The 19,972-nt window shown below is 59.3% G+C and carries 33 protein-coding genes and 1 tRNA gene; 21 read left to right on the plus strand and 13 right to left on the minus strand.

Features of this window, described 5'->3' with window-relative positions; translation table 11 throughout:
- Positions 1-19: 19 nt before the first annotated feature.
- Together ACQ4WL_RS18670 and ACQ4WL_RS18675 are read left to right on the plus strand one after the other, a co-directional pair.
- On the plus strand, positions 20-634 hold the full coding sequence (locus ACQ4WL_RS18670) for a TetR/AcrR family transcriptional regulator (RefSeq protein WP_436511077.1): 615 nt from the start codon (positions 20-22) through the stop codon (positions 632-634).
- Positions 635-737: 103 nt separating this feature from the next.
- A tRNA-Pro gene (locus tag ACQ4WL_RS18675) sits at positions 738-814 on the plus strand.
- A 110-nt stretch (positions 815-924) separates the two neighbouring features.
- Here ACQ4WL_RS18675 and ACQ4WL_RS18680 read toward each other — a convergent pair.
- The 11 genes from ACQ4WL_RS18680 to ACQ4WL_RS18730 all read right to left on the minus strand — a co-directional run bounded on the left by ACQ4WL_RS18680 (position 925) and on the right by ACQ4WL_RS18730 (position 6,409).
- The gene (locus tag ACQ4WL_RS18680) at positions 925-1,125 is read right to left on the minus strand and encodes an AlpA family phage regulatory protein (RefSeq protein ID WP_436511078.1); all 201 of its coding nucleotides are present in this window, start codon (positions 1,123-1,125) and stop codon (positions 925-927) included.
- 5 nt (positions 1,126-1,130) lie between these two features.
- Positions 1,131-1,511 carry a hypothetical protein gene (locus tag ACQ4WL_RS18685; RefSeq protein WP_436511079.1) on the minus strand — a complete coding sequence of 127 codons (381 nt, stop codon included), beginning with the start codon at positions 1,509-1,511 and terminating at the stop codon, positions 1,131-1,133.
- Positions 1,508-1,741 carry a hypothetical protein gene (locus ACQ4WL_RS18690; protein WP_436511080.1) on the minus strand — a complete coding sequence of 78 codons (234 nt, stop codon included), beginning with the start codon at positions 1,739-1,741 and terminating at the stop codon, positions 1,508-1,510. Before ACQ4WL_RS18690 ends, ACQ4WL_RS18685 begins: the two co-directional genes overlap by 4 nt.
- Positions 1,738-2,439, minus strand: a complete 702-nt coding sequence (locus ACQ4WL_RS18695; RefSeq protein WP_436511081.1) for a hypothetical protein — start codon at positions 2,437-2,439, stop codon at positions 1,738-1,740. Before ACQ4WL_RS18695 ends, ACQ4WL_RS18690 begins: the two co-directional genes overlap by 4 nt.
- A complete protein-coding gene (locus tag ACQ4WL_RS18700; RefSeq protein ID WP_436511082.1) occupies positions 2,436-3,116 on the minus strand; it encodes a hypothetical protein in 681 nt (226 codons plus the stop codon). The genes ACQ4WL_RS18695 and ACQ4WL_RS18700 overlap by 4 nt, the downstream gene beginning before the upstream one ends.
- Positions 3,113-3,301: a hypothetical protein gene (locus tag ACQ4WL_RS18705; RefSeq protein ID WP_436511083.1), complete on the minus strand. Its 189-nt coding sequence runs from the start codon at positions 3,299-3,301 to the stop codon at positions 3,113-3,115. The genes ACQ4WL_RS18700 and ACQ4WL_RS18705 overlap by 4 nt, the downstream gene beginning before the upstream one ends.
- Positions 3,298-3,822: a hypothetical protein gene (locus tag ACQ4WL_RS18710; RefSeq protein ID WP_436511084.1), complete on the minus strand. Its 525-nt coding sequence runs from the start codon at positions 3,820-3,822 to the stop codon at positions 3,298-3,300. The genes ACQ4WL_RS18705 and ACQ4WL_RS18710 overlap by 4 nt, the downstream gene beginning before the upstream one ends.
- 97 nt (positions 3,823-3,919) lie before the next feature.
- Positions 3,920-4,789 (minus strand): Rha family transcriptional regulator, encoded by an 870-nt coding sequence (locus ACQ4WL_RS18715; RefSeq protein WP_436511085.1) that lies wholly within the window; start codon positions 4,787-4,789, stop codon positions 3,920-3,922.
- Entirely contained in the window at positions 4,786-5,109 is a 324-nt protein-coding gene (locus ACQ4WL_RS18720) for a hypothetical protein (protein ID WP_436511086.1), read from the minus strand. The genes ACQ4WL_RS18715 and ACQ4WL_RS18720 overlap by 4 nt, the downstream gene beginning before the upstream one ends.
- Positions 5,106-5,567 (minus strand): hypothetical protein, encoded by a 462-nt coding sequence (locus ACQ4WL_RS18725; RefSeq protein WP_436511087.1) that lies wholly within the window; start codon positions 5,565-5,567, stop codon positions 5,106-5,108. Before ACQ4WL_RS18725 ends, ACQ4WL_RS18720 begins: the two co-directional genes overlap by 4 nt.
- Positions 5,568-5,704: 137 nt before the next feature.
- Positions 5,705-6,409 carry a helix-turn-helix domain-containing protein gene (locus ACQ4WL_RS18730; protein WP_436511088.1) on the minus strand — a complete coding sequence of 235 codons (705 nt, stop codon included), beginning with the start codon at positions 6,407-6,409 and terminating at the stop codon, positions 5,705-5,707.
- 125 nt (positions 6,410-6,534) lie between these two features.
- Between ACQ4WL_RS18730 and ACQ4WL_RS18735 the strand changes: the two genes are divergently transcribed.
- Both ACQ4WL_RS18735 and ACQ4WL_RS18740 read left to right on the plus strand, forming a co-directional pair.
- Entirely contained in the window at positions 6,535-6,705 is a 171-nt protein-coding gene (locus tag ACQ4WL_RS18735; RefSeq protein ID WP_436511124.1) for a helix-turn-helix domain-containing protein, read from the plus strand.
- Positions 6,702-7,232: a YdaS family helix-turn-helix protein gene (locus tag ACQ4WL_RS18740; protein ID WP_436511089.1), complete on the plus strand. Its 531-nt coding sequence runs from the start codon at positions 6,702-6,704 to the stop codon at positions 7,230-7,232. Before ACQ4WL_RS18735 ends, ACQ4WL_RS18740 begins: the two co-directional genes overlap by 4 nt.
- Before the next feature lie 16 nt (positions 7,233-7,248).
- Here ACQ4WL_RS18740 and ACQ4WL_RS18745 read toward each other — a convergent pair whose 3' ends face one another.
- On the minus strand, positions 7,249-7,731 hold the full coding sequence (locus ACQ4WL_RS18745; RefSeq protein WP_436511090.1) for a hypothetical protein: 483 nt from the start codon (positions 7,729-7,731) through the stop codon (positions 7,249-7,251).
- Positions 7,732-7,919: 188 nt separating this feature from the next.
- On the opposite strand from ACQ4WL_RS18745, the gene ACQ4WL_RS18750 reads away from it, so the two are divergent.
- The 5 genes from ACQ4WL_RS18750 to ACQ4WL_RS18770 all read left to right on the plus strand — a co-directional run bounded on the left by ACQ4WL_RS18750 (position 7,920) and on the right by ACQ4WL_RS18770 (position 10,923).
- Entirely contained in the window at positions 7,920-8,390 is a 471-nt protein-coding gene (locus ACQ4WL_RS18750) for a hypothetical protein (RefSeq protein ID WP_436511091.1), read from the plus strand.
- A gap of 3 nt (positions 8,391-8,393) precedes the next feature.
- Positions 8,394-9,278 carry a phage replication initiator YdaU family protein gene (locus ACQ4WL_RS18755; protein ID WP_436511092.1) on the plus strand — a complete coding sequence of 295 codons (885 nt, stop codon included), beginning with the start codon at positions 8,394-8,396 and terminating at the stop codon, positions 9,276-9,278.
- On the plus strand, positions 9,265-9,909 hold the full coding sequence (locus ACQ4WL_RS18760) for a DUF6475 domain-containing protein (protein WP_436511093.1): 645 nt from the start codon (positions 9,265-9,267) through the stop codon (positions 9,907-9,909). The genes ACQ4WL_RS18755 and ACQ4WL_RS18760 overlap by 14 nt, the downstream gene beginning before the upstream one ends.
- A gap of 10 nt (positions 9,910-9,919) precedes the next feature.
- Entirely contained in the window at positions 9,920-10,336 is a 417-nt protein-coding gene (locus tag ACQ4WL_RS18765) for a hypothetical protein (protein ID WP_436511094.1), read from the plus strand.
- Positions 10,337-10,419: 83 nt separating this feature from the next.
- Entirely contained in the window at positions 10,420-10,923 is a 504-nt protein-coding gene (locus tag ACQ4WL_RS18770) for a hypothetical protein (RefSeq protein ID WP_436511095.1), read from the plus strand.
- A 43-nt stretch (positions 10,924-10,966) separates the two neighbouring features.
- On the opposite strand, the gene ACQ4WL_RS18775 is transcribed toward ACQ4WL_RS18770, so the two are convergent.
- Complete coding sequence (locus tag ACQ4WL_RS18775) at positions 10,967-11,635, minus strand: hypothetical protein (RefSeq protein WP_436511096.1); 669 nt, start codon at positions 11,633-11,635, stop codon at positions 10,967-10,969.
- 589 nt (positions 11,636-12,224) lie between these two features.
- Between ACQ4WL_RS18775 and ACQ4WL_RS18780 the strand changes: the two genes are divergently transcribed.
- The 12 genes from ACQ4WL_RS18780 to ACQ4WL_RS18835 are packed head-to-tail and all read left to right on the plus strand — an operon-like array spanning position 12,225 to position 19,964.
- Entirely contained in the window at positions 12,225-12,431 is a 207-nt protein-coding gene (locus tag ACQ4WL_RS18780; RefSeq protein ID WP_436511097.1) for a hypothetical protein, read from the plus strand.
- Positions 12,428-12,757 carry a hypothetical protein gene (locus ACQ4WL_RS18785; RefSeq protein ID WP_436511098.1) on the plus strand — a complete coding sequence of 110 codons (330 nt, stop codon included), beginning with the start codon at positions 12,428-12,430 and terminating at the stop codon, positions 12,755-12,757. Before ACQ4WL_RS18780 ends, ACQ4WL_RS18785 begins: the two co-directional genes overlap by 4 nt.
- Complete coding sequence (locus ACQ4WL_RS18790; protein ID WP_436511099.1) at positions 12,754-12,918, plus strand: hypothetical protein; 165 nt, start codon at positions 12,754-12,756, stop codon at positions 12,916-12,918. Before ACQ4WL_RS18785 ends, ACQ4WL_RS18790 begins: the two co-directional genes overlap by 4 nt.
- Entirely contained in the window at positions 12,918-13,325 is a 408-nt protein-coding gene (locus ACQ4WL_RS18795; RefSeq protein ID WP_436511100.1) for an HNH endonuclease signature motif containing protein, read from the plus strand. Before ACQ4WL_RS18790 ends, ACQ4WL_RS18795 begins: the two co-directional genes overlap by 1 nt.
- Positions 13,326-13,365: 40 nt before the next feature.
- Entirely contained in the window at positions 13,366-13,944 is a 579-nt protein-coding gene (locus tag ACQ4WL_RS18800; protein ID WP_436511101.1) for a hypothetical protein, read from the plus strand.
- On the plus strand, positions 13,941-15,632 hold the full coding sequence (locus tag ACQ4WL_RS18805) for a terminase large subunit (RefSeq protein ID WP_436511102.1): 1,692 nt from the start codon (positions 13,941-13,943) through the stop codon (positions 15,630-15,632). The genes ACQ4WL_RS18800 and ACQ4WL_RS18805 overlap by 4 nt, the downstream gene beginning before the upstream one ends.
- Before the next feature lie 3 nt (positions 15,633-15,635).
- Complete coding sequence (locus ACQ4WL_RS18810; RefSeq protein ID WP_436511103.1) at positions 15,636-16,949, plus strand: phage portal protein; 1,314 nt, start codon at positions 15,636-15,638, stop codon at positions 16,947-16,949.
- Positions 16,927-17,775 carry a head maturation protease, ClpP-related gene (locus tag ACQ4WL_RS18815; RefSeq protein ID WP_436511104.1) on the plus strand — a complete coding sequence of 283 codons (849 nt, stop codon included), beginning with the start codon at positions 16,927-16,929 and terminating at the stop codon, positions 17,773-17,775. The genes ACQ4WL_RS18810 and ACQ4WL_RS18815 overlap by 23 nt, the downstream gene beginning before the upstream one ends.
- Positions 17,775-19,061 carry a phage major capsid protein gene (locus ACQ4WL_RS18820; protein ID WP_436511105.1) on the plus strand — a complete coding sequence of 429 codons (1,287 nt, stop codon included), beginning with the start codon at positions 17,775-17,777 and terminating at the stop codon, positions 19,059-19,061. The genes ACQ4WL_RS18815 and ACQ4WL_RS18820 overlap by 1 nt, the downstream gene beginning before the upstream one ends.
- A gap of 52 nt (positions 19,062-19,113) precedes the next feature.
- Positions 19,114-19,275 carry a hypothetical protein gene (locus tag ACQ4WL_RS18825; protein ID WP_436511106.1) on the plus strand — a complete coding sequence of 54 codons (162 nt, stop codon included), beginning with the start codon at positions 19,114-19,116 and terminating at the stop codon, positions 19,273-19,275.
- 3 nt (positions 19,276-19,278) lie between these two features.
- Positions 19,279-19,620, plus strand: a complete 342-nt coding sequence (locus tag ACQ4WL_RS18830; protein ID WP_436511107.1) for a head-tail connector protein — start codon at positions 19,279-19,281, stop codon at positions 19,618-19,620.
- A complete protein-coding gene (locus ACQ4WL_RS18835) occupies positions 19,620-19,964 on the plus strand; it encodes a head-tail adaptor protein (RefSeq protein WP_436511108.1) in 345 nt (114 codons plus the stop codon). Before ACQ4WL_RS18830 ends, ACQ4WL_RS18835 begins: the two co-directional genes overlap by 1 nt.
- Positions 19,965-19,972: the final 8 nt, after the last annotated feature.

Below are 19,972 nucleotides of genomic sequence, written 5' to 3' on the forward strand. Positions count from 1 at the left end.
GCGCGCTACTGGAAAAGTCATGAACCAAGTTGAAAAGAAGCATCCGGATCCCGAGCGCGCCAACACGCGGCGCAAGCAGGTGCTCGATGCAGCCGAAAGCTGTTTCAGCCGCCGCGGCTTCCACGGTGCCAGCATGGCCGAGATATCCAAGGCGGCCGGCATGAGCGCGGGCCACATCTATAATTATTTTGACAGCAAGGATGCGATCATCGCCGCCTTCGTCATGAAGAACATGGAGCGGGTCACCAACCTGATGCAGGACCTGGCGCAGCGCGAAGACCCGCTGCAGGCCGTGGTCGACAATGCTGGCGAGCATGTGCTGGAAAGCCTGGACCCGAAAACCTGGGTGATGCCGCTGGAAATCTTTGCCGAGGCTTCGCGCAACCCCGCCATCGCGGAAATGTTGCACTGCGCGGACCAGCGCTCGCGCCAGCTGTTCTTGTCCATTATCAAGGATGCGCGCATCAAGCGGGGCTTGCCGGCCGATGAAGAGATGCTGGAAGGGCGCCTGAATACGATGATCGCCATGTACCAGGGCTTGCCCGTGCGGGCGGTGCACAATCCGGACATGAAGGTCGCCCCCTTGATCGCCGGTTTCCGCATCGTCCTGACGGCTTTGCTGCTGGGCGAGTAGAACGCTTTGCCTCCAGGCTGAAAAAAACTTTGCACAGTTCGATATGAATCATGCGCAAAGCATGGAAAAAACCTAAAAGCCTCTGCTATAATTCCCACCTCGTCGGGGCGTAGCGCAGCCTGGTAGCGTACATGCATGGGGTGCATGGGGTCGGAAGTTCGAATCTTCCCGTCCCGACCATAAGAATCAAAGACTTAGGCCAATCTTCGGATTGGCCTTTTTCTTGCCCGAGTGCTTCGTGCCTTAGCGGTGCCTTAAATAATTTGGGCTGTTGCCGTACTTTCCCGTACTTAATTGGCCTTGGGGCGCTCGTCGCGCACCTTTTTTTGCCACGCCGCGATCTCGTCAGCGACCCACGCAATCGACCTTGGGCCGATCCGCACTGCCTTCGGAAACGTGCCCGCTTTCATGTTGTCGTAGATGGTCTGGCGCGCCTTGCCGGTGGCCTCGATCACGGCCGGCATGCGCATGAATTTTTTCACTTCGCTCATATCGCTCATTTTTCGCTTTCAGTTGATTTCAATACTTTGATCAGGTCGACCTGGCGCGGGTCGCTCTTGTCCTGCACGTAGATGTAGGCCTGGCCCGCTGGCGTATGTTCTTTGCGGTTTGGCGAAGCCGATTGGAGGCTCACTTTTGAGCCTCCAATGCCGGGCTCAAAAGTGAGCCTTGCACGATCAGCGCGTTCCTCGCAGTCTGGCAATCCCATCGCCACTGCAATTTCGCCGGCCCGACGGCATGTCGCCGCATTATTGCGTTCGAACAGGCAGCCCTTGCATTCGGCGCTGGCCAGCGCTGCGGTGAAGCGCTGGGCGCCAGGATCGCCGGGCGGCCCGCTGCCGCGCCACCAGCCGCCTGGCGGGGTCTTCGGCGTCATTTGCTCTCGGGCGGCTTGGCCGCGCGGCGTGCATCGAGGACTGGCAAGATCCAGACGGCATAGATCGTTGGCGCCAACGTGACGTAAAACCATGTGATGAAGAATGTCGCCTGGCCCACGCGGCTTAAGGTCACCACCCATTCGAAGCAATTCAACGCCGCCACGGTCAAAATCGGCGTCCACACGAAGGCCTGGAAGGTTGCCCAGCCGCTGCTCGGGATGCGCGTCATGATTGCGCGCCTGCGGCCGCCAGCGTGCTGGCGCTTCCCGCCAAGTTATCGCTAGGCGCCGTCGGCAGCAGCTTGACCACCACCGCCTCGGTCAGGGCACCCCGCAGCGCCCGCACACCGCTGTTCCAGCCACGGGCGTAGGCTTCAGCCGTTTCCTTGGTGTAGATCCAGGACGTCAGGCTGATACTGACCAGGAAGACTGCCGCCTTCGGGCCGGTGCCGCCGTCGAGCACCACGCGCGCCTCGCGGTGCGCCATCAGTGCTTTGCCGATATAGACGGGCTCGACCAGCGGCTGCAATGCGAGCAGGGCGAGCGCTGGCTTGCGCAGCTCGGCATTCTCACTTTCTAGCGCCGTGATGCGGATCATGTTCTTGGCCTGGGCCGCAGTGAACAGCTCGATGGCCGCCTGGCTGTCCCTGGCCTGCGCGCGCAGCGACTCGTTCGTTGCTTCCAGGCGATCGCGCGCCACTGCATTGCATGTCATCTGCAGCTGCCTGCCGGCTTCGAGCCTGGTCAGCCTGTCGAGCTCGTGGCGCGAATTGCTGGCGCCGCCGGCCCAGCCCAGCACCAGCACCGTGGCGAGCAGGGCGCCAAGAACAAGCGGCGGCGCAAGTTCGCCAGTGGTGCTGCCCAGGCTACCCAAGAGGGAGGCGATCAGCACCAGGGCCATGCCGCTGTAAAAATTAACGTATTTCATTGTTGGCTTTCTGGTTGGATTGTCGGGGTGGTGGCGACGAGCGCCAGCTTGGGTGGGCGGCGCACCATCGAGCCGTCGTCGGCCTTGTCGTAAAGCGGCAGACCATGGAAAATGCCACCTGGCTCGGTCAACTTTTCCCACATCTTGTCCATGGCGGCCCGACCCTCTGGCGTCGTGAACATGACATGGTTCATGTGGGCTTGGATCGCGGCGCACAGCGGCCCGCTCTTGTGCGGCAAGCTGCGGCCAGCGGCCGAGTCTTCCAGGCCATAGGCTGACGCGATGTGGACCAGGCCGCTGTCCGCCGGCAACTGGGCGCGGTCGACCACGTTCACGCCCAGCAGCTCGCAGCGCTGCTCGAACGTTGTGGCTGCGTTGAATTCCTTTGCCATGCCGACCAGGGCGGCGCCTACACCTCGCCAGACTTCATCCAATTCGTCACACTGCTTGTCCATTTTTCGCAGCTCAATGCGGATAAATTCCGCCCGGTGGGCGTTGAACGGATTTGCCTCAAGCTTTACGACCGCGCGGCGGCCATATGCCAGCAATGCCCAGAGGTTTTCCCTCATGTGATGAATTTCACGCGCATTGAAGCGAGCAAAGAGAAATTCGGTGACGATAGATTTTGAGCAGTTGGCCAGCACAGCCTCAAGTTGCTCGACTTTTGATTTTTTCATTCCTTGGTCCTCGTCAGTTTGTCCAGGCCGTCAGCGATATCGCTGGCCAGCGTGGCGCAGGTTTCCAGTGCTTCCGGCTGGGATGCCGGTTCCATGATTTCGATTGCGGCCAGCAGGGCACCGACGACGTCGGCCAAGCCAGCCATGCGCTTGATGGTGGTAGCGCGGGATGGGGCGGCCGTCATTTCGTCGGCGCCCGCTTGTCGAGATATGCCCCGCGGAGCAGGCGAAAGCTAAGCTCGCCTTGCCACTCGGGATAGACATCGGGTTCAGCTTGGCGCTCGTTGTGGGTTTGGTGGGCGGTGTCGAGCGTGGCGGCAGAAAGTAGGCGCAGGCCGCAGCTGCCTATTACGTCGTACAGCGGTTCCGTTGCGTCGACTTCCATCGTGGTCGCCGGGCGTTCCAGCACCACGCCGTAATGGGATTCGGCCATCACGACGAGCCGCATGCGGCCGGGTTCGATGAAGCGATCCAAGTGGAGCAGGGCAAGCTCGGCTGAGATAAGGCCGACCATGCCACCAAAGCCGATCATCACGTCAGGACGGTCATCGCCGAAGCCCAGCGAGCCGCCGCCGAACTGCAGCGTGGGCTGGCAGCCATCGAGGGCGCCAGGTGGGAACCCCTTGAAGCAGCGACGTTTGCTATGCGTCAAAGCACTACCGCTTGTGTTGGGCGGCAACATTGTGGTATTGTTATTATTCGCCATGGTCTTTCTCCAAAAAATTAGGGCGCAACAGTCCGGCCGGTGCTCTAACACCGGTTGGGCTTTTTCTTTTTGTGGGGCGGCTTTTCAGCCTGCGGGGCTACGAGGGATCGAGGCCCAGTCGGTGTTGGTGCTGAGGAGTTGCGGCAGCCAACTTCCGTTCTGCAGCTTCCACCGCAATCATTTCCGCCAGCCTGGTCAGGCCCTTGTTCGTGATGCGGACTTGTTGCCGCGCCTTCCGTTCGCCAGTGGTTTTGCTCTCATACCCGAAGGTGTTGTATCGCAGGTCGAGTGCCTGCAATCTGGCGCGGTATGCCTTGTAGCCCTCTGCGCCCGCTCGCTCGTAAATCCAGCCTTTGCTGACCAAGTAGTCAGTCAGGGCGTGCTGAGGCATATTGAGGGTGGCGGCCGCATCGCGGAAGCACATCGAGCCGCTGGCGTCCGCGATTAACTTGAGGCCGGCGACGGCCGGCGCTTGGTCTGCGACCTGGTGCTCAAGCTGTGCTGTCTTGCTGGCCAGTGCACGCCTCGCCTCGACCTCGTCAGCCCAGGCGCGCGCGGCGGCGGCCGGGTCGGCAAAGTTTGGCAGGGCCGGCGCCGCCAGCGCGCGGCGCATGTTGAAGAAGTCGCGGATCAGCGCCTTCTTGAACTGGCGGACGATTTCGCTGTTGCGCATATATGCCAGCAGCAGCGCGGACTGCTCTTCGTTCAAGACAGCATATTCAGCGTCGCCACCGCCGTGCTGTCCCTCCGATCTTGCTCGCGTTTCAAACGTGACCAAGCCGAACTCTTGCAAGTCATCGATGTAGGTGCGGACAAGCTCAAGCACGTTTTTGTGCTGGCTACCGGTACCGGCCGCGACTTTTAGCGTGGTGGTCACCGGCTGGCCGTCGAGGGTGGTAACTAAGTCGTTTGCCGCCGGCGACTGCTGGGCGGCCAGCAGCAGTTCGTGTGGTTGTCGCGCGCTCATACCGTACCTGCCTTTCTTTTATCTGCAAAATCTTTGATGGACGCGATCATCTCGCTGTCGCCGATTGCCTCACCGAGCACCGTCGCAAGATGCCTGACGCGGGGGCTATCCTTTTCACCGTTGGCGATCATGGTGGTGAGAATGTCGGCATGCGCGAAGCCGGCGCCGCTGGCGCGGGACAGCATACGGTCGACGTATTCGCGCAGGCCTGCATCGTTTTTTTGATTCGGGCCGTAAGCGATGATCAAGAAGCCGAGGAAAAGCGCGAAGCTTTCGGGGCATGGCTCGCGCTGATCGACAGCGTGCTGGCGGGCGCTCATGCGGCACCTGCAGCGGCCTGGACGCGGCGCCAGATGGCGTGACCTTCCTCGATGCCGGCGCTGAACGCGTCAGCTTCGACGCTGCCGGCAGGGTAGGGTTGCGGGATGGGGGTCTCTTCGGTGCGGAAGACCAGCGCAGCGCGCGCGCCGGCTTTGTACTGGCTGCTGCGCGGATCGCGTGGCACGCTGAATGCGGCGTCGAGCAGTTGGTCCGCCAGGCGCTGGGCGCCGGCATTCATGCCGGCATCATGCCCAGCGTCGTAACCTTCCAGCCATTCCTCGATCTCGCTGGCGCTGCAGTCGCTGGAAAGCAGGTCGCCGTCGCGCAAGACATTGAATCCCTTGGAGCAGCCGACGATCTCCATGTCGTGCTGGGCGGCCAGCACCAGAGCGATGGGTGTGAGCTGGGTGAAGTCTGCGCCGGCTGGCGCGGTGCTGCTGGTGGTAGTGGTGGTCATGGTTCGCCTCAGTTTAAATCCAGCGCCCTTGTGGCCGCTTGGTTGAGTGAACTTTAACCGATTTAAGACTTGAGTGTCAACTGATAGTTGATATTATTTTCAACTGGGTTGAAAAAAACCGGCTTGCGCCGGCTTCGTTACTCTTGAACCCACTTTCCTATGACAGTGCCTAAAACTGGATTTTCATAAATTCTAGCGATCTGGTCGGGCCAAGTGGGATTTAAAGCCCGAATGTAGCGGATATCTCCTTCGACGATGAGTTCGCGAAACAATGATGTCCACTCACTATCTGCCGGAGACCAAGCAACGATGACTCGCGAGCCAGATACAGGGGGCTTCTCGGGGTCTACAAAAATGATGTCGCCTGGTGAGTATGATACGCGATCACCGGCCTTTTCCATGCTCACCCCCTCGACCCTAACCGCGAACGCCGACTGTCCATGAGGGGCAGGGCAGGCTACCCATTCTCCTGTGTGATAGTTACGGAGACCAGTTTCAAGCACCCAATCACGGACTTTTTTCAGCTCCAGCAACGGAACAAATGTGCCCGAGTCATCCGGTGCTGGAATGGATGGTGGAACATATTTGAAGCTTGTTTTCAGAGGCTCAAAGCCACTTTCTTCATCTTCCGGTTTGTCACCGAACAACATCCAGGATGCATTTACATTAAAAAGCTCAGCGAGTGCCATCGTTCTCACGCCATCAATATTCCCGCCATTTTCCCATTTGTGGACTGCCTGCGGTGAGACTTCCAGCTGTTTCGCAACGGCCGCCAAGCTCAATCCGCTTTTCTTGCGCAGAAATTTTATCCGCTCTGCCAGCGTGTTTAATTTATCAACCATACGTTGATTGTATCATTTTTCTCAACTTCAGCAATAACAATATGGTTGACGAAAATTAACTGATGGTTGATAATTGGTTGATGAATAAAATCCCTGACCAAATTGCCGCGTATGGCAATAATCGTATGGCCGAAGCGCTCCATGTATCACCGCAGGCTGTCTCCAAATGGGCGAAACGTGGAGAGGTTCCCCCGCGGCGAGTTCGGGCTGTCGCTGAACTGCTTGGGGTGACACCGCAAAGCATTTCGCCTGAGGTATTTGGCTCGGATGGCGCCCCAGCCAAGGAAGCCCCATGACCCCAATCGCAAACGCCATTGCCCAACTGGGCGGCCCGACCGCTGCCGGCCGCCTGTTCGACATCGTCTATCAGACCCCGCAGCAGTGGATTGCCCAGGGCCGTGTGCCGGCGGAGTACTGCCCTCGCATCGAGCAACTGACCGGCATCCGCTGCGAAGAACTGAACGACCGCGTGGACTGGTCGCTGATTCGTGGCGCTGACCACGCCGCCGAGCTGCGCGGCGCCATCGCGCAAACGCGCCTGGTGTTCGAGGGCCACCGCGATGCCCAGGACGCGCTTGAATATCTGGAGCAGGTGCTCAAGGCTGGCCAGCGCGCCGAAGTTCCAGCGCATGCTTGCACGCCGGCGCCGGCGCGCGACAACTCCGTCCTGGCCCAGTTCAAGCGCGAGGTGCTCATGGCGTCCGACCAGCTGCAGCAGCCGGCCGACCTGACCGTGCAGATGATGCTGCTGGCCGAGCTGCGTGGCATGCGCGCCGAGCAGGCGTCGGATCGCTTTGCGCGCGGCGCGTCGGTGCTGTCGTGAGTGACCTGTGAAAACGCTACATCAAATTTTGAATCGCCTGTAGCAATGTGGGCATGCTTTCTACGCCAGCATCTAAAATTTTCATTGTTAGATGTTTCAGAGACTCTCCTCGCAGTTCGCGAAGTTGATCGAGTAGTCCCGCCTTTTGTTCGGCAGGTAAGTTCGATTCTTGAATGCGTGTCGCTACGAGATTTCGAATCGTCTCATCGTGCAGCTTAATCGTAACTACACCTAGGATTGCAGACAGGCCACCATCATCTGCGAGAAAGTCTATTCCCGCAGCCGTGATTAAGGCACCTCGAGTTTGGAATGTGTTTTGTGAACCACGCGTTAGGCCTGAGTTGATTAGTCCATGCTCTTCCAAATAGAGCATGTTGGCAATTTTCTTTTCTTCATCTTCGGCAGGTTCTCCATGTATAAAAATGTCATGTCTCTCGTCAGGGTATTTGTCAGCAAGTAGATTCAGTATCGCCAGTTGCTGGGCTCGATCAAGCTTCAAGGGGATTTCCTTTAGTAAATTTTTGAGTGGAATTGGCAATTTAACACGTAGGGAGTTGCCCGCCCAATTACCCGGCCACCGCGCCGAAGCAAGTTTCAAACGGGGCAGCGGCTGCGCAGCCGCGACCAAGCGATTTCAGCCCGCTGGTCATGCCCCGACCCTATACCTGGCTGAATGAGAGGCTGAACATGAAATCGCAATTTATCCAAGATCTCCAAGCGCCAGCTGATCCTGATCGCTTCCTGGCCATGACCCAGGTGTATCAGCGGGCGGCCAGCGTGCCACTGCCCAAACCATCGGGCCCTGGCCTGCATTTGAGTGACATGCCGATCAACCGGGGCATGCAGGCCGTGGTCGGCGCCATGCGCAAGCACGGTGACAGCGAGCAGGCGCTGCGCGCCACCATGATGCGCATGATGCACATGGACGAGATATTCGAGGCGCGAGACCACTTCGGCGACTACATCCGGCCAGGCATGGACGACGAAGGCAGCATTGAGGTGGCTGATGTGTTGATGAAGGCGGTGGCGGTGGCGCGCATCCTGCCGCTTGGTGAAGGCGCCTGCTTTGATTTGGCAGATGTGCTGGTGCATGCGCAGCGCTTCGACGCGGCCGACAATCCAGCAGCGCCGTCGGACAGTTCACGGGCGGAGGTGTAAGGCATGCGTGATTACGGAAAGCTTCATACGTCTTTTTGGACCAGCTCGACAATCCGGGGTATGTCGGAAGACGGTAGGACGCTTGCTTTCTACTTGCTCAGCTGCCCACATGGGACTATCGCCGGCGTCTTTCGCCTGCCAGATGGCTATGCCTGTGAGGACTTGCAATGGGACGCCGAACGGGTTCAGAAAGGGTTTGCGGAACTGTTCCAGAACGGTTTCAGTAACCGTTGCGAAACCACGAAATGGGTATGGGTAACCAAACATTTTGTTTGGAACCCTCCTGAGAACCCGAATCAGCGAAAGGCCATCGCAAAGGTGGTGCTGCAAATCCCTGACGATTGCGTATGGAAGCGTGATTTCATGCGGGTTTCAGGCGGTTTTTTCGGCGCAAACCAATCACCAAAAAGTAACCTTTCCGAAACCGTTCCGAAACCCTTGCCGAATCAGGAACAGGAACAGGAACAGGAACAGGAACAGGAACAGGAACAGGAACAAACCTTAGCGCCCGTTCCGGCCGCATCGGCTGCGCCAAAGTATTCGGCGAAGGCCGACCTGGTCGCGTCAGGCGTCACCGAACAAACGGCAGCGGACTGGCTTGCCCTGCGCAAGGCCAAGAAAGCGCCGGTGAGCAAGACCGCCTTGGACGCGATCAAGCGCGAGGCCGAGAAGGCAGACATGTCGCTGGACTCGACGCTGGGGCTTTGCTGCACGCGGGGCTGGCAGGGATTCAAGGCCGAATGGGTCACCCAGCAGGCCGTGCGCGCCGGGCCAGGGCAAGGCGGCACCGGAACGGTCTATGCCCAGACCATGGCCAACGCTGAGCGCGCCAAAGCCCGAATTTTCGGCAATGCAGCACCACAGGGGGACGATCATGACGCAGGATGACTACGAGGAATTTTCAGGCATGGTCGGTGCGATTACCGAGCTTTACGGCCGGGTCGCGAGCGAGTTTGCCATCACGATCTGGTGGGGCGCGCTGCGACAGTACGACCTGCCAGCTGTGCGCCAGGCATTCGATCGCCACGTTCGCAATCCAGACACCGGGCAGTTCGCGCCGAAGCCGGCCGACCTGATCCGGATGATGGGCGGAACGACCCAAGACTCGGCGCTGGTGGCCTGGTCCAAGGTCGACCGCGCGCTGCGCGTCGTCGGTCCATACCGTAGCGTCGTGTTCGATGATCCGCTGATCCACCGCGTGCTGGTCGAAATGGGCGGCTGGGTCGCGCTGGGCGCGAAGACTGAGCAGGAATGGCCCTTCGTCGGCAAAGAATTTGAAAACCGTTACCGCGGCTATCGGATGCGCAACGAACGACCCGACTACGCGCCGGTGCTGGTGGGCATGTGCGAAGCGCAGAACCAGCGCGTTGGCTTTGGCGTGGAGGCGCCGATGATGATCGGCGATCAAGCGCTTGCCGCGCGGGTGATGGCGGGCGGAACGACGCAGCCAATCATCGCGATGGCTCCGGCCGGCACACTCGCTGCGACAGTGCGTCGAATCGATGGCCGTGCTGCTTGAGGGACTCGCTATGACCATGCTACTGCGAATTCAAGCTGCCTTGGCCGGTGTGCCTGGGCGTCGCCTGCAGGGGTACCGTTTGGCCGCACTTGCGGGCGTTCCACTCAAGAAATTTCAAAAGCGGGCGGCTATATTTGTGAGGCTCGGGCAGCTCAGCCGCGACAAGGTACGGACGGATGGGAATGCTTTTTACTGGTACAGCCTGGATGATCGCCAGATGGCAGTGTTCCAACACAGGCAGGCGCTCGATGAGGCAAAAGCTGGCGGGGACATCGCCCTGGTGGCCGATGTAGAGGGCCTGCCCGCGCGCCTCGCTTTCCTGCGCATGCTGAAAGAGAAAACTGTATTCGGCGAGCACGCGATGCTTGCCCTCGTGATTGCTGATTACGAGCGAACCCAGCGGCTGCGGAACGCTGCAGCCGGCTGACCTTGGTGGTTGACAAAACAGCCTGAAATTACCGGAAGGTTGTCCCCCAATGCTGACAACCTGGCGCACTTGATAGGAATGAAATGAACGTAATCCAGAAATACACCAGCGCCCTCGGATCATCGAACCTGCGCGACGACGCCCACCACCACAGCACCGAGGTGCTGGCCGCCGCGGCACTGTGCCGCGACCTGGGCACCAAGCTGTTCCGCGTGAAGTACGCCGGCGACGCCACCAGCTACCCGGCGCTACTCGACGCCTGGCGCGAGATCGTGAAGACCAAGGCGGGGCACAGGACTTGGCCGGCCGACGTGAGCCCGGCCAAGGTGGCGCGCCTGTCGCTGGATCACTGGCTGAACGATGTGTGCCCGGCATGCACTGGCCGCGCCTACGAGCCGGTGCGCGGCCAGACGACGGTGATGTCGGATATCTCTTGCCGGGCATGCTCCGGCAGCGGCACGCGCGCTGTGCAGGCCCAGCATAAGATGCTGCACTTGGTTGAGGACATGGTGGAGGCACTCAACGCAATGGCGGCGCATGCGGCCGGTCAAACGATGAAGCGCTTAGCCGACGGCTTAGACCTATAGATTATTTATCTCACGCTAAATTGCGGTGGTGAATGTGAAAAATTCAATCTCTCTCATCATCATCGCGGTCGTCGACTAATTCATAACTAAGTGCCAAGTCATTTTGGGTCGTTACGAGGCGCATAGCGTGCCGTAACTGAAAGGCTTCTCGCGTAAAGATGAAGGAGAGGAATAAACCTAGTGGAACTGTAAGAATGGAAAAGAGAGCAGCAAACTGGAGGGTGATTTGTTGCATTGTTCCAAAAAGCAATGGGGCGAACGCACAAGAATAAGAGAAAATTGCGAGGAAAGTAAATGTTCGGATCCAAAAATGCTGCCGCGCTTCCGTGGAAAACAATGGGCGTTCGAAGGCAAGCCGCCGTCTTTTAAGTGAGGGAGTGTCCTTAAGGTATCCTCTGGAGAATGCATAGGCATTCAGGGCTACTACAGGATCTGGAAAGTCCATGAGGTGTTGAATAATTGCCGGTGGTAGGGTGTGAATTCCAGCAATTGCTTGGTATCCCTTTATTCGAGGGAATTGATGCATGGGGGGACTTTGCACCACATCTTCGAAGAAGCATTTCGCGAATTTATATTCTTCTCTAAGTAAGCCTCTTTTGTTGGTTAGATGTTGTTTAACTGATAGCCATAAGGTTGACGCTGCGAACCCGGCAGTCGTGATAGCTGTGAATACTTGCAACCATTCAGCTGCTCCCCATTTAGATATTTCCATTGTTTAGCCTTGTGAAAAAGCCCACATTTTCCTTTCTTTAAAGAAATATTGGTACTGTTCGTAAACACAGGTATATAATTGATGCACTGCGCGCCTTACGATTCATCCAGCGCGCATAATTCAAGCCAAGCGCTACGGCGCGACGCAGGGCAGCGGCAAACCTCAAGCCGAGACCATTGATGCCCTGTTGCGTCTGAACAAAAGCCCGCCCCTTCACTGACGCGGGCTTTTTGTTTGTTACCCTAGCTGCGGTTGTAAGCGGGTGACTTGGGTGGGAGAGAAATAAATTGGGGCCTTTCCATAGGCCTCAAGTTTGTATGCTTCGCCAACAACAGAAATTTTGCCTAGGCGTGATTCGCCGTCCGTGAAAGTTACGGCCCAGAGTGTTTCATTGTTCGCCTTCTCATAAACATGTGCGTCGCTAATTGCATTATTAATAAAGTGCATTTTCAATCCTTCTATTTGTTTGCATGGAAGTTAACTATAGCAGCTGATGGTGCACGTATCTTATTCTTTTCTCGCCATCATCGATGGGCTTAAACCGCTGAACGTAACTATGTAATAGCGGCCTTCTAATTTGAGGTATTTGATGAATCCGCGCCACTATCGAGACATGATAGTCCGCGCTGTTGGCGAACCCGACGGCAAGACGCTTGCTCTCATCGTCGAGCATGTAGTTGACGCCGAACGCGCCAAGGAAATCTTGCGCGCCAATGGATACGGCGTGGCTGGCATGAGCAGCAGCGCAACCGCAGCCCTGGTCCCGCAGGCATTACCAACCGAAAGCAATCCATGAATAACCTGATGACAGTGCATACGCTGGGCCCGCAACTGATCGCGCTGCTCGGCCTGCCGAAGCACTGCGTTTCGTTCGAGCTGCGCTGCGCTGCTGGCGAACTCGTTACGGTGAAGTGCGAGTTCTACCCAGAAGAGGCGGAAGGTATCGACCTGGTGCTGGCCGAGTATGAGCTGGTGCCGCGCGAGACGCCTACTGCAGTCGAGCCGCACCCGGCCGAGGTTATCGGCTTCGATGCCTGGATGCGTGAACGCGTCGAGCTTGCGCACTGCAATATGATGGTGCGCGCTCGCATTGGTGGTCAGCGCTATTGCAACCAAGGATGAGCGCCGTGGTGATGCGCATCGAGATTCACGTGGCATGGTGGTTGTTCCCCTACCTAAATACCGTTCGCGCGCTGTGCTTCCTGTTGGGCGTTGAGCCGAACATGGCGCGAGTCGATTACTGGGTTCGTAAGGGGCTGACGTTCAAGCCGGCAGCCATCTGATGGGACGCCTCACCACCCTGAAGTCTCGCCTTGGGGTGCTGCCTGCCAGCGTTCCAGTGTTGGCTGCAGGTTCGTGGCGCGCGCCCACTGAAAGCAGCACCAAGCGCGGCTACGGCTACGCCTGGCAGAAGGCCCGCGCCGGCTATTTGCGCAGTCATCCGCTTTGCGTGTACTGCCTTCGTGATCCGGCCTATGCGGCCATCCGTGACATGGCGTCCAGCACGGCCATTTTGCGCTGCGCTGAGTTGGGCTTGATTGTTCCCGCGGCTTCCGTGGTCGATCACATCGAACCCCATCGCGGCGATCAGGCGCTGTTCTGGAACAAGGCGAACTGGCAGTCGCTGTGCGGCACGCACCATAGCACGGACAAGCAGCGCGAAGAGATGGCCCAACGGCGCGGCGGATAAATGGCACCAAAGCAATATCAAGAAATGTTTCAAAAAGGAAATGTTTCATTTGTTGCAAAATAACAACATGCATCAAGAGAAACATTTCAAAAAAGCAATATCAAGAGAGGGGGGGGGCGAAAAGTTCCCGACCCCTCGCCGACCTAGACCGCGTCCTCTCCCACGCGCAAAAAAATCCCCGGTTTTGAAAAAAGGAATTCAGCAAATGGCAGGCGTCAAAGGAAAGAGCGGCGGCGCCCGCCCCAATGCGGGAGGTGCCCGGCCCGGTGCTGGCCGAAAGCCTAAGAGCCCGCCTAGCGAATCAGCAAACGGCAAATCTCACGGCGTGACTACCGAGCTTGAGTTTCAGGGCCACGGTGGCGCGCTCAAGCGGTCAAAGATCGAGCCGGCCGAGATATCTGATCGGGACATGCTCCAGTTACTGCAGGACATCGCATTGGGGCGTGTCGATGCAAGCACTACCCAGGTGCGGGCGGCGATCGCGGCGGTGCAATACACACATGCGAAAAAAGGCGAGGTCAGCAAGAAAGATGAGGCCGGGGCGCGTGCGCGTGCTGCGGCCAGTAGTGGTAAAAACGCAGTTCGCCAAGGGCCCCGCCTAGCGGTTTCGAATAAATGATGGAATGGACAACAGCATGCCCCGATTGGGAGCGTCGCATCGTTGCGCGCGAATCTTTAATTGTCTGCCCTCCGCTGTTCCCCGAGGTGGCCGAAGACGCTTGGAGCCGATGCAGTGATTTCCGGTTGGTAGATGTGATCGGGCAGCCTCTACTCGGGGACGCGTCGCTGCCGTGGTTGCGCGACCTAGTGATGACGGTATTTGGAGCCGAGAACCCGGAAGACGGCCGCCGACTGATCAATGAATATTTTCTAATGGTCAGCAAGAAGAACGCAAAAAGCACGATTGCAGCCGGCATCATGCTCACTGCACTGCTGATGAACTGGCGCCAGTCTGCGGAATTACTGCTCCTCAGCCCAACCAAGGAAATTGCGGACAACAGTTTCAAGCCGATTCAGGATTTCATCAACGCCAGCGATGAACTTTCGGGGATGCTCAAGGTGCAGCCATATTGGCGAATGATCACCCATTTGGAAACTGGCGCCACGCTGAAGGTTGTAGCTGCCGACAGCGACACCGTCAGCGGTAAGAAAGCGAGCTTCGTTTTTGTGGACGAACTTCACGAATTCGGAAAGCAGGCCAAGGCCTCAAATATGCTGCTGGAAGCTACAGGCGGCCTGGCCTCGCGCCCTGAGGGTTTCGTGATCTACGCGACCACTCAGTCGGCGGAGCCGCCGGCAGGCGTGTTCAAAGCGAAGCTGGATTACGCCCGCAAGGTGCGCGACGGTGTGGTGGTGGATCGCAAATTCCTGCCGCTGATATACGAGTTTCCACGCGCGATGATCGAAAGTGGCGCTTATCGAGATCTGGAAAACGCTTACATCACAAACCCGAACTGGGGCGCGTCAGTTGACATTGAGCGAATCACTCAGCTGCACGCCCAGGCCAAAGAGGGCGGTGAGCAGGAATTTAAAGGATTTCTGGCCAAGCACCTAAATGTGGAAATCGGACTCAACCTGCGATCCGATCGCTGGGCCGGCGCCGAATTCTGGGAAGCTGCCGCGATTCCTGTCTTTACCCTGGAAGAACTTATCGCGCGCTGTGACGTGGCAACGGTCGGGATTGATGGTGGCGGACTTGACGATCTGCTTGGCCTGACTGTAACCGGGCGCGAGCGCGGAACGGGGCGCCTGATGGCCTGGTTTCATGCTTGGGCTCACGAGATCGCGCTCGAGCGCCGGAAGGAAATTGCGCCGGCGCTGCTCGACTTTGCAAATCAGGGTGACCTGACGATAGTAAAGATGCCGGGCGACGATGTTATACAGGTGGCCGACTGCGTATGCCAGCTCAACGACGCCGGCCTGTTGCCCGAGAAAATGGCCATCGGCGTGGATGCCGCCGGGATCATCGACATCGTAACTGAGTTGGTGAGCTCGAATCGCGGCATCACGATGGAGCAGATCATCTCGATTCGCCAAGGCTATTCGCTGAACGGCGCCATCAAATCGACCGAGCGCCAGGTGGCGGCTAAGACGCTGGTGCACGCCGGCCGGCCGATTATGAATTGGTGCGTCGGTAATGCGCGTATTGAGGATAAGGGCAATGCCATCCTTGTGACCAAGGCCGCATCGGGCAAGGCCAAGATCGACCCACTGATGGCACTTTTCAACGCAGTCTCGCTGATGGCACTTAACCCTGTGGGTAAGGGGAATTCGGTGTACGAATCGCGCGGCATAAGGACCGTATAACCCATGAACTTTTTAGATTTCTTCCGGCCAGCAGCAGCGCCGGAGGCACAGTCACGTCCGGCCGATCACGAAGTCGAACCGGCGCCGGTCGCGGCAGCGCCGGCTGCGCCGAATGTCCAGGCATCGACTGGCCACCTGTTTGCGGGCCTGGACGATCCAGACCTGCTGGCCTTCATGCGCACCGGTGGCGAGACCGCCTCGGGCGCCTACATCAATGCGTCGAAGGCGCTGCAGAACATGGCCCTGCTGCGCTGCGTCACGCTGATCTCGGAATCGATCGGTATGCTGCCGCTCAACCTGGTCGAGCGCGGCGATGAAAAGCGCTATGCCACCGAACACCCGCTGTACGACATTTTGAAGGCCAAGCCGAACAGCTGGCAGACAGCCTACGAATTCAAGGCGCTGATGCAGCTGCGCGTGATGATGCACGGCAATGCCTACGCGCGCGTGATCTGGTCGCGTGGCCAGGTGCTGCGCCTGATCCCGATGTGTCCGGGCCGCGTCAAGGCAGAGTTGGATGACAGCTGGAACATGGTCTATACGTACGCCCGCAAGGATGGACACCAGGTCCCGATTCCGGCGGAAGAGGTATTCCACCTGCGCGACCTGTCCGAAGATGGCGTGACGGGCCTGTCGCGCGTGCGCCTGGCGCATGAAGCCATCGGCATCGCGCAGCAGGCCGAGAAGGCTGCCGCGCGGCTGTTCAAGAATGGCGTCATGGCCGGTGGCGCGCTGTCCGCGCCCGCCGCGCTCAGCGAAACGGCCTTCGGACGCCTGAAAGACTCGATCAACGAAAAGACCGGCGCTGAAAACGCTGGCAAGTGGATGATCCTCGAAGAGGGCTTGCAGGCTGAGAAATGGGCCAACACGGCCGCTGACTCCCAGCATATCGAGAACCGCAATCACCAGATCGAGGAAGTCGCGCGCGCCATGGGCGTGCCGCGCCCGCTGCTGATGATGGACGACACGTCCTGGGGCAGCGGCATCGAGCAGTTGGCCATCCTGTTCATCCAATTCTCGCTGCAGCACTGGTTCACGATCTGGGAGCAGGGCATCGAGCGCACCTTGCTGTCGAAGGAGGACAACAAGACCCTGCGCGCCAAATTCAACGAGCGCGCGCTACTGCGTGGCACCCTGAAGGACCAGGCCGAATTCTTCACCAAGGCGCTGGGCAGCGGCGGCCATGCGCCATGGATGACACAAAACGAAGTGCGCGAGCTGCAAGACCTGGCCCGCTCCACTGACAAGGGCGCCGACGAGCTGCGCGCGCCCGCCAACCAAGGAAAGAAAGCCAATGAGCCTGCTGCAACTGCCTAAAATCAACGCCGCCCAGGGCCTGGGCAATATCCAGTTCGACATGCGCCCGGACGCGCTCGAGCGCTGGGAGCCCGGCATCCGCGCGGCGGCTGACGGCGACGGTCCCACCATTTCCATCTACGACCGCATCGGCGAGTCGTATGACGGCGAGGGCGTGACCGCCAAGCGTATTTCGGCCGCACTGCGCAATATCGGCGCGCGTGACGTGACGGTCAACGTCAATTCGCCCGGCGGCGACTTCTTCCAGGGCGTGGCCATCTACAACCTGCTGCGCGAGCACAAGGCCAAGGTCACCGTCAAGGTGATGGGCATCGCCGCCTCGGCCGCGTCCGTCATCGCCATGGCCGGTGACGAGATCCTGATGGGTGACGGCGCCTTCCTGATGATCCACAACGCCTGGGCCATGGCGATCGGCAACCGCCACGACATGATCAAGGCATCCGAGCAGCTGGCGCCCTTCGATGCGGCCATGGCCTCCGTCTACGCCGCCCGGTCCGGGTTGAGCGCGGCGGAAGCGGCGGCCATGATGGACAAGGAAAGCTGGCTGGGCGCGGCCCAGGCCGTCGAGCAGGGCTTCGCCAGCGGCATCCTGGCGCGCGAGCAGATGGGTCACGATCCCGAGGCCAGCGCCGACACGAAATATCTTGCGATGGTGGAAGCGGCCATGGCCCGGGCGGGGCATTCCCGATCCGTGCGCCGCGAAGCCATCAAGTCCCTGTTTTCTGGCATGCCGGGCGCTGCTGGAAAAACCGCCACGCCGAGCGCTGGCACCAAAGAAGTAGCAGCGTCACTGCAAACCCTGATCAACAATCTGAAAGGCAAGTAATGAAAAAAGTAATGATGACCAGCATCGCTACGGCGATGATCGCCAGCGCCCTGGCGGCGCACGCCGGCCAGGCCAGCCAACCCATCCCACGCGGCATCGTCGCCGTGCGCGCTGACGGCGACGTAAATGCCATGATCACCGATCTGAACAAGGCATTTCACGCTTTCAAGGAAGAGCACACCCAGCAACTGGCAGACATCAAAAAGGGTAATGCTGACGCCCTGCAGGCGCTGAAAGTCGATAACATCAATGCAGAAATCGCCAAGCTGCAGGCATCGGTCGACGCGGCCAATGAGCGCATGGTGGCGGCCGCCATGAATGGCGGCGGTAATCAGCTGAAAGATAAGGAATACACGGAAGCCTTCAGTGCGCACTTCAAAAAAGGCGAAGTGCAGGCGTCGCTGAACAAGGGCACGGCCAGCGAAGGCGGCTATCTGGCGCCGGTCGAGTGGGATCGCACCATCACCGATCGCCTGCTGGTGGTCTCGCCGATGCGCGCACTGTGCTTCATCCAGAACATCAGCACCAATGGTTTCAGCAAGCTGTTCAACAACCGTGGCACGAATTCTGGTTGGGTGGGCGAAACGGCGTCACGTCCTGAAACCAACGGACCGACGCTGGGCAGCCTGGCCTACAACACGGGCGAGCTGTACGCGAACCCGGCCGCCACACAGCAGATGCTGGATGATTCCGCTGTGAATCTGGAAGCCTGGCTGGCGTCGGAAGTCGAAACCGAGTTTTCGATTCAGGAAGGTGTTGCCTTCCTGACCGGCAATGGCACCAACAAACCGAACGGCCTGCTGACCTACATCACCGGCGGCGCCAACGCGGCGGCCCACCCCTGGGGCGACATCAAGACCGTCAAGAGTGGCGCGGCAGCGGCGCTGACGGCCGACGGCCTGATCGACCTGGTGTATGCCCTGCCGGGCGAGTATACGGCCAATGCACGTGCGGCGATGAACCGCAACACGCAAGCGGCCGTCCGCAAACTGAAAGACGGCCAAGGCAACTACCTGTGGCAGCCATCCTTTGAAGCGGGCGCGCCAGCCACCGTGCTGGGCTACGGCATCGCCGAGATGGCGGGCATGCCCGACGTGGCTGCCAACTCCAAGCCGATCGTGTTTGGCGACTTCAAGCGCGGCTACATGATCGTCGACCGCACCGGCGTGCGCGTGCTGCGCGATCCATTCACCAACAAGCCGTACGTGCACTTCTACACCACCAAGCGCGTCGGCGGCGGCCTGATGAACCCCGACGTCCTCAAGGCCTTGACGGTCGCAGCCTAAACCACCTGCACCGGGCCGGCCTGGCCCGGTGCGATTCTTGAAAGGAAGCATCATGATTTTCAGCAAAGAGTTCCGTGGCGTGCGCGACGGCGAAATCTATCCCGAAACGTTCCAGCCAGGTGACGAATGCCCGCCCGAACTGGTCGACGCGGCGCTCAGCCTGGAAGTGCTCGAAGTGCCTGAACTGGTCGAGTCGAAGAAAAAGGACAAGTAATCCATGTTCCTGACACCTGAACTGGCCAAGGGCTATCAGCGCATCGTAGGCAACGATGAGGACGCCGTGATCGGCCTGATCCTTTCGGCCGCTGAGAGCGCCGCGCTGGCCTACCTGAACCGCCAGGTGTTCGCCGACATTGCCGCCATGGATGCGGCCATCGCGGCCGGTACCGGCGGCGAGTTTCCGATGGTAATCGAGGACGATATTAAGCTCGGCATGTTGAAGATCTTCGGCGACCTGTACGAAAACCGCGAGGACAGCGTGCTGGCCGTGTCGGTGGCGCGGTTGCCGCTGAGCTCGAAAGAGCTGCTGCGCCCGCACCGCATCGGGAATGGCGTCTGATGCGCGCCGGCCAACTGGACAGCCGGGTCACCATCGAGCAACCATCATCGGCTGATGCCGGTGACGGCTACGGCCCGCAGCCTGGTGGCTGGGTCCCGTTCGCCGTGCGCGTGCCGGTCCAGGTGCAGGATTCCTTGCCCAGCAAGTCGGAAGCCGTGCAAGAGGGCTTGGCCGTGGCCACGCGCCGGGCGCGATTGCGCATGCGCTACTTGCGCGGCATCACTTCCGACATGCGCATCACGCTGCATGGTGACATCGACGAGTTTTTCCAGATCGTCGGCGGCCCGGCCAAGATTGGCCGCCGGGAATGGCTGGAAATGACTATTGAACAATATTCAACCTAGGGGCAATG

It is taken from the genome of Janthinobacterium kochi, from assembly GCF_051380715.1.
Lineage (GTDB): Bacteria > Pseudomonadota > Gammaproteobacteria > Burkholderiales > Burkholderiaceae_D > Janthinobacterium.

Excerpts from the sequence above, each read along its gene's own strand:
- ACQ4WL_RS18670 (WP_436511077.1), top strand. The coding sequence starts at position 20 with ATGAACCAAGTTGAAAAGAAGCATCCGGATCCCGAGCGCGCCAACACG.
- ACQ4WL_RS18680 (WP_436511078.1), bottom strand. The coding sequence starts at position 1,125 with ATGAGCGAAGTGAAAAAATTCATGCGCATGCCGGCCGTGATCGAGGCC.
- ACQ4WL_RS18685 (WP_436511079.1), bottom strand. The coding sequence starts at position 1,511 with ATGACGCCGAAGACCCCGCCAGGCGGCTGGTGGCGCGGCAGCGGGCCG.
- ACQ4WL_RS18690 (WP_436511080.1), bottom strand. The coding sequence starts at position 1,741 with ATGACGCGCATCCCGAGCAGCGGCTGGGCAACCTTCCAGGCCTTCGTG.
- ACQ4WL_RS18695 (WP_436511081.1), bottom strand. The coding sequence starts at position 2,439 with ATGAAATACGTTAATTTTTACAGCGGCATGGCCCTGGTGCTGATCGCC.
- ACQ4WL_RS18700 (WP_436511082.1), bottom strand. The coding sequence starts at position 3,116 with ATGAAAAAATCAAAAGTCGAGCAACTTGAGGCTGTGCTGGCCAACTGC.
- ACQ4WL_RS18705 (WP_436511083.1), bottom strand. The coding sequence starts at position 3,301 with ATGACGGCCGCCCCATCCCGCGCTACCACCATCAAGCGCATGGCTGGC.
- ACQ4WL_RS18710 (WP_436511084.1), bottom strand. The coding sequence starts at position 3,822 with ATGGCGAATAATAACAATACCACAATGTTGCCGCCCAACACAAGCGGT.
- ACQ4WL_RS18715 (WP_436511085.1), bottom strand. The coding sequence starts at position 4,789 with ATGAGCGCGCGACAACCACACGAACTGCTGCTGGCCGCCCAGCAGTCG.
- ACQ4WL_RS18720 (WP_436511086.1), bottom strand. The coding sequence starts at position 5,109 with ATGAGCGCCCGCCAGCACGCTGTCGATCAGCGCGAGCCATGCCCCGAA.
- ACQ4WL_RS18725 (WP_436511087.1), bottom strand. The coding sequence starts at position 5,567 with ATGACCACCACTACCACCAGCAGCACCGCGCCAGCCGGCGCAGACTTC.
- ACQ4WL_RS18730 (WP_436511088.1), bottom strand. The coding sequence starts at position 6,409 with ATGGTTGATAAATTAAACACGCTGGCAGAGCGGATAAAATTTCTGCGC.
- ACQ4WL_RS18735 (WP_436511124.1), top strand. The coding sequence starts at position 6,535 with ATGGCCGAAGCGCTCCATGTATCACCGCAGGCTGTCTCCAAATGGGCG.
- ACQ4WL_RS18740 (WP_436511089.1), top strand. The coding sequence starts at position 6,702 with ATGACCCCAATCGCAAACGCCATTGCCCAACTGGGCGGCCCGACCGCT.
- ACQ4WL_RS18750 (WP_436511091.1), top strand. The coding sequence starts at position 7,920 with ATGAAATCGCAATTTATCCAAGATCTCCAAGCGCCAGCTGATCCTGAT.
- ACQ4WL_RS18755 (WP_436511092.1), top strand. The coding sequence starts at position 8,394 with ATGCGTGATTACGGAAAGCTTCATACGTCTTTTTGGACCAGCTCGACA.
- ACQ4WL_RS18760 (WP_436511093.1), top strand. The coding sequence starts at position 9,265 with ATGACGCAGGATGACTACGAGGAATTTTCAGGCATGGTCGGTGCGATT.
- ACQ4WL_RS18765 (WP_436511094.1), top strand. The coding sequence starts at position 9,920 with ATGACCATGCTACTGCGAATTCAAGCTGCCTTGGCCGGTGTGCCTGGG.
- ACQ4WL_RS18770 (WP_436511095.1), top strand. The coding sequence starts at position 10,420 with ATGAACGTAATCCAGAAATACACCAGCGCCCTCGGATCATCGAACCTG.
- ACQ4WL_RS18775 (WP_436511096.1), bottom strand. The coding sequence starts at position 11,635 with ATGGAAATATCTAAATGGGGAGCAGCTGAATGGTTGCAAGTATTCACA.
- ACQ4WL_RS18780 (WP_436511097.1), top strand. The coding sequence starts at position 12,225 with ATGAATCCGCGCCACTATCGAGACATGATAGTCCGCGCTGTTGGCGAA.
- ACQ4WL_RS18785 (WP_436511098.1), top strand. The coding sequence starts at position 12,428 with ATGAATAACCTGATGACAGTGCATACGCTGGGCCCGCAACTGATCGCG.
- ACQ4WL_RS18790 (WP_436511099.1), top strand. The coding sequence starts at position 12,754 with ATGAGCGCCGTGGTGATGCGCATCGAGATTCACGTGGCATGGTGGTTG.
- ACQ4WL_RS18795 (WP_436511100.1), top strand. The coding sequence starts at position 12,918 with ATGGGACGCCTCACCACCCTGAAGTCTCGCCTTGGGGTGCTGCCTGCC.
- ACQ4WL_RS18800 (WP_436511101.1), top strand. The coding sequence starts at position 13,366 with ATGTTTCATTTGTTGCAAAATAACAACATGCATCAAGAGAAACATTTC.
- ACQ4WL_RS18805 (WP_436511102.1), top strand. The coding sequence starts at position 13,941 with ATGATGGAATGGACAACAGCATGCCCCGATTGGGAGCGTCGCATCGTT.
- ACQ4WL_RS18810 (WP_436511103.1), top strand. The coding sequence starts at position 15,636 with ATGAACTTTTTAGATTTCTTCCGGCCAGCAGCAGCGCCGGAGGCACAG.
- ACQ4WL_RS18815 (WP_436511104.1), top strand. The coding sequence starts at position 16,927 with ATGAGCCTGCTGCAACTGCCTAAAATCAACGCCGCCCAGGGCCTGGGC.
- ACQ4WL_RS18820 (WP_436511105.1), top strand. The coding sequence starts at position 17,775 with ATGAAAAAAGTAATGATGACCAGCATCGCTACGGCGATGATCGCCAGC.
- ACQ4WL_RS18825 (WP_436511106.1), top strand. The coding sequence starts at position 19,114 with ATGATTTTCAGCAAAGAGTTCCGTGGCGTGCGCGACGGCGAAATCTAT.
- ACQ4WL_RS18830 (WP_436511107.1), top strand. The coding sequence starts at position 19,279 with ATGTTCCTGACACCTGAACTGGCCAAGGGCTATCAGCGCATCGTAGGC.
- ACQ4WL_RS18835 (WP_436511108.1), top strand. The coding sequence starts at position 19,620 with ATGCGCGCCGGCCAACTGGACAGCCGGGTCACCATCGAGCAACCATCA.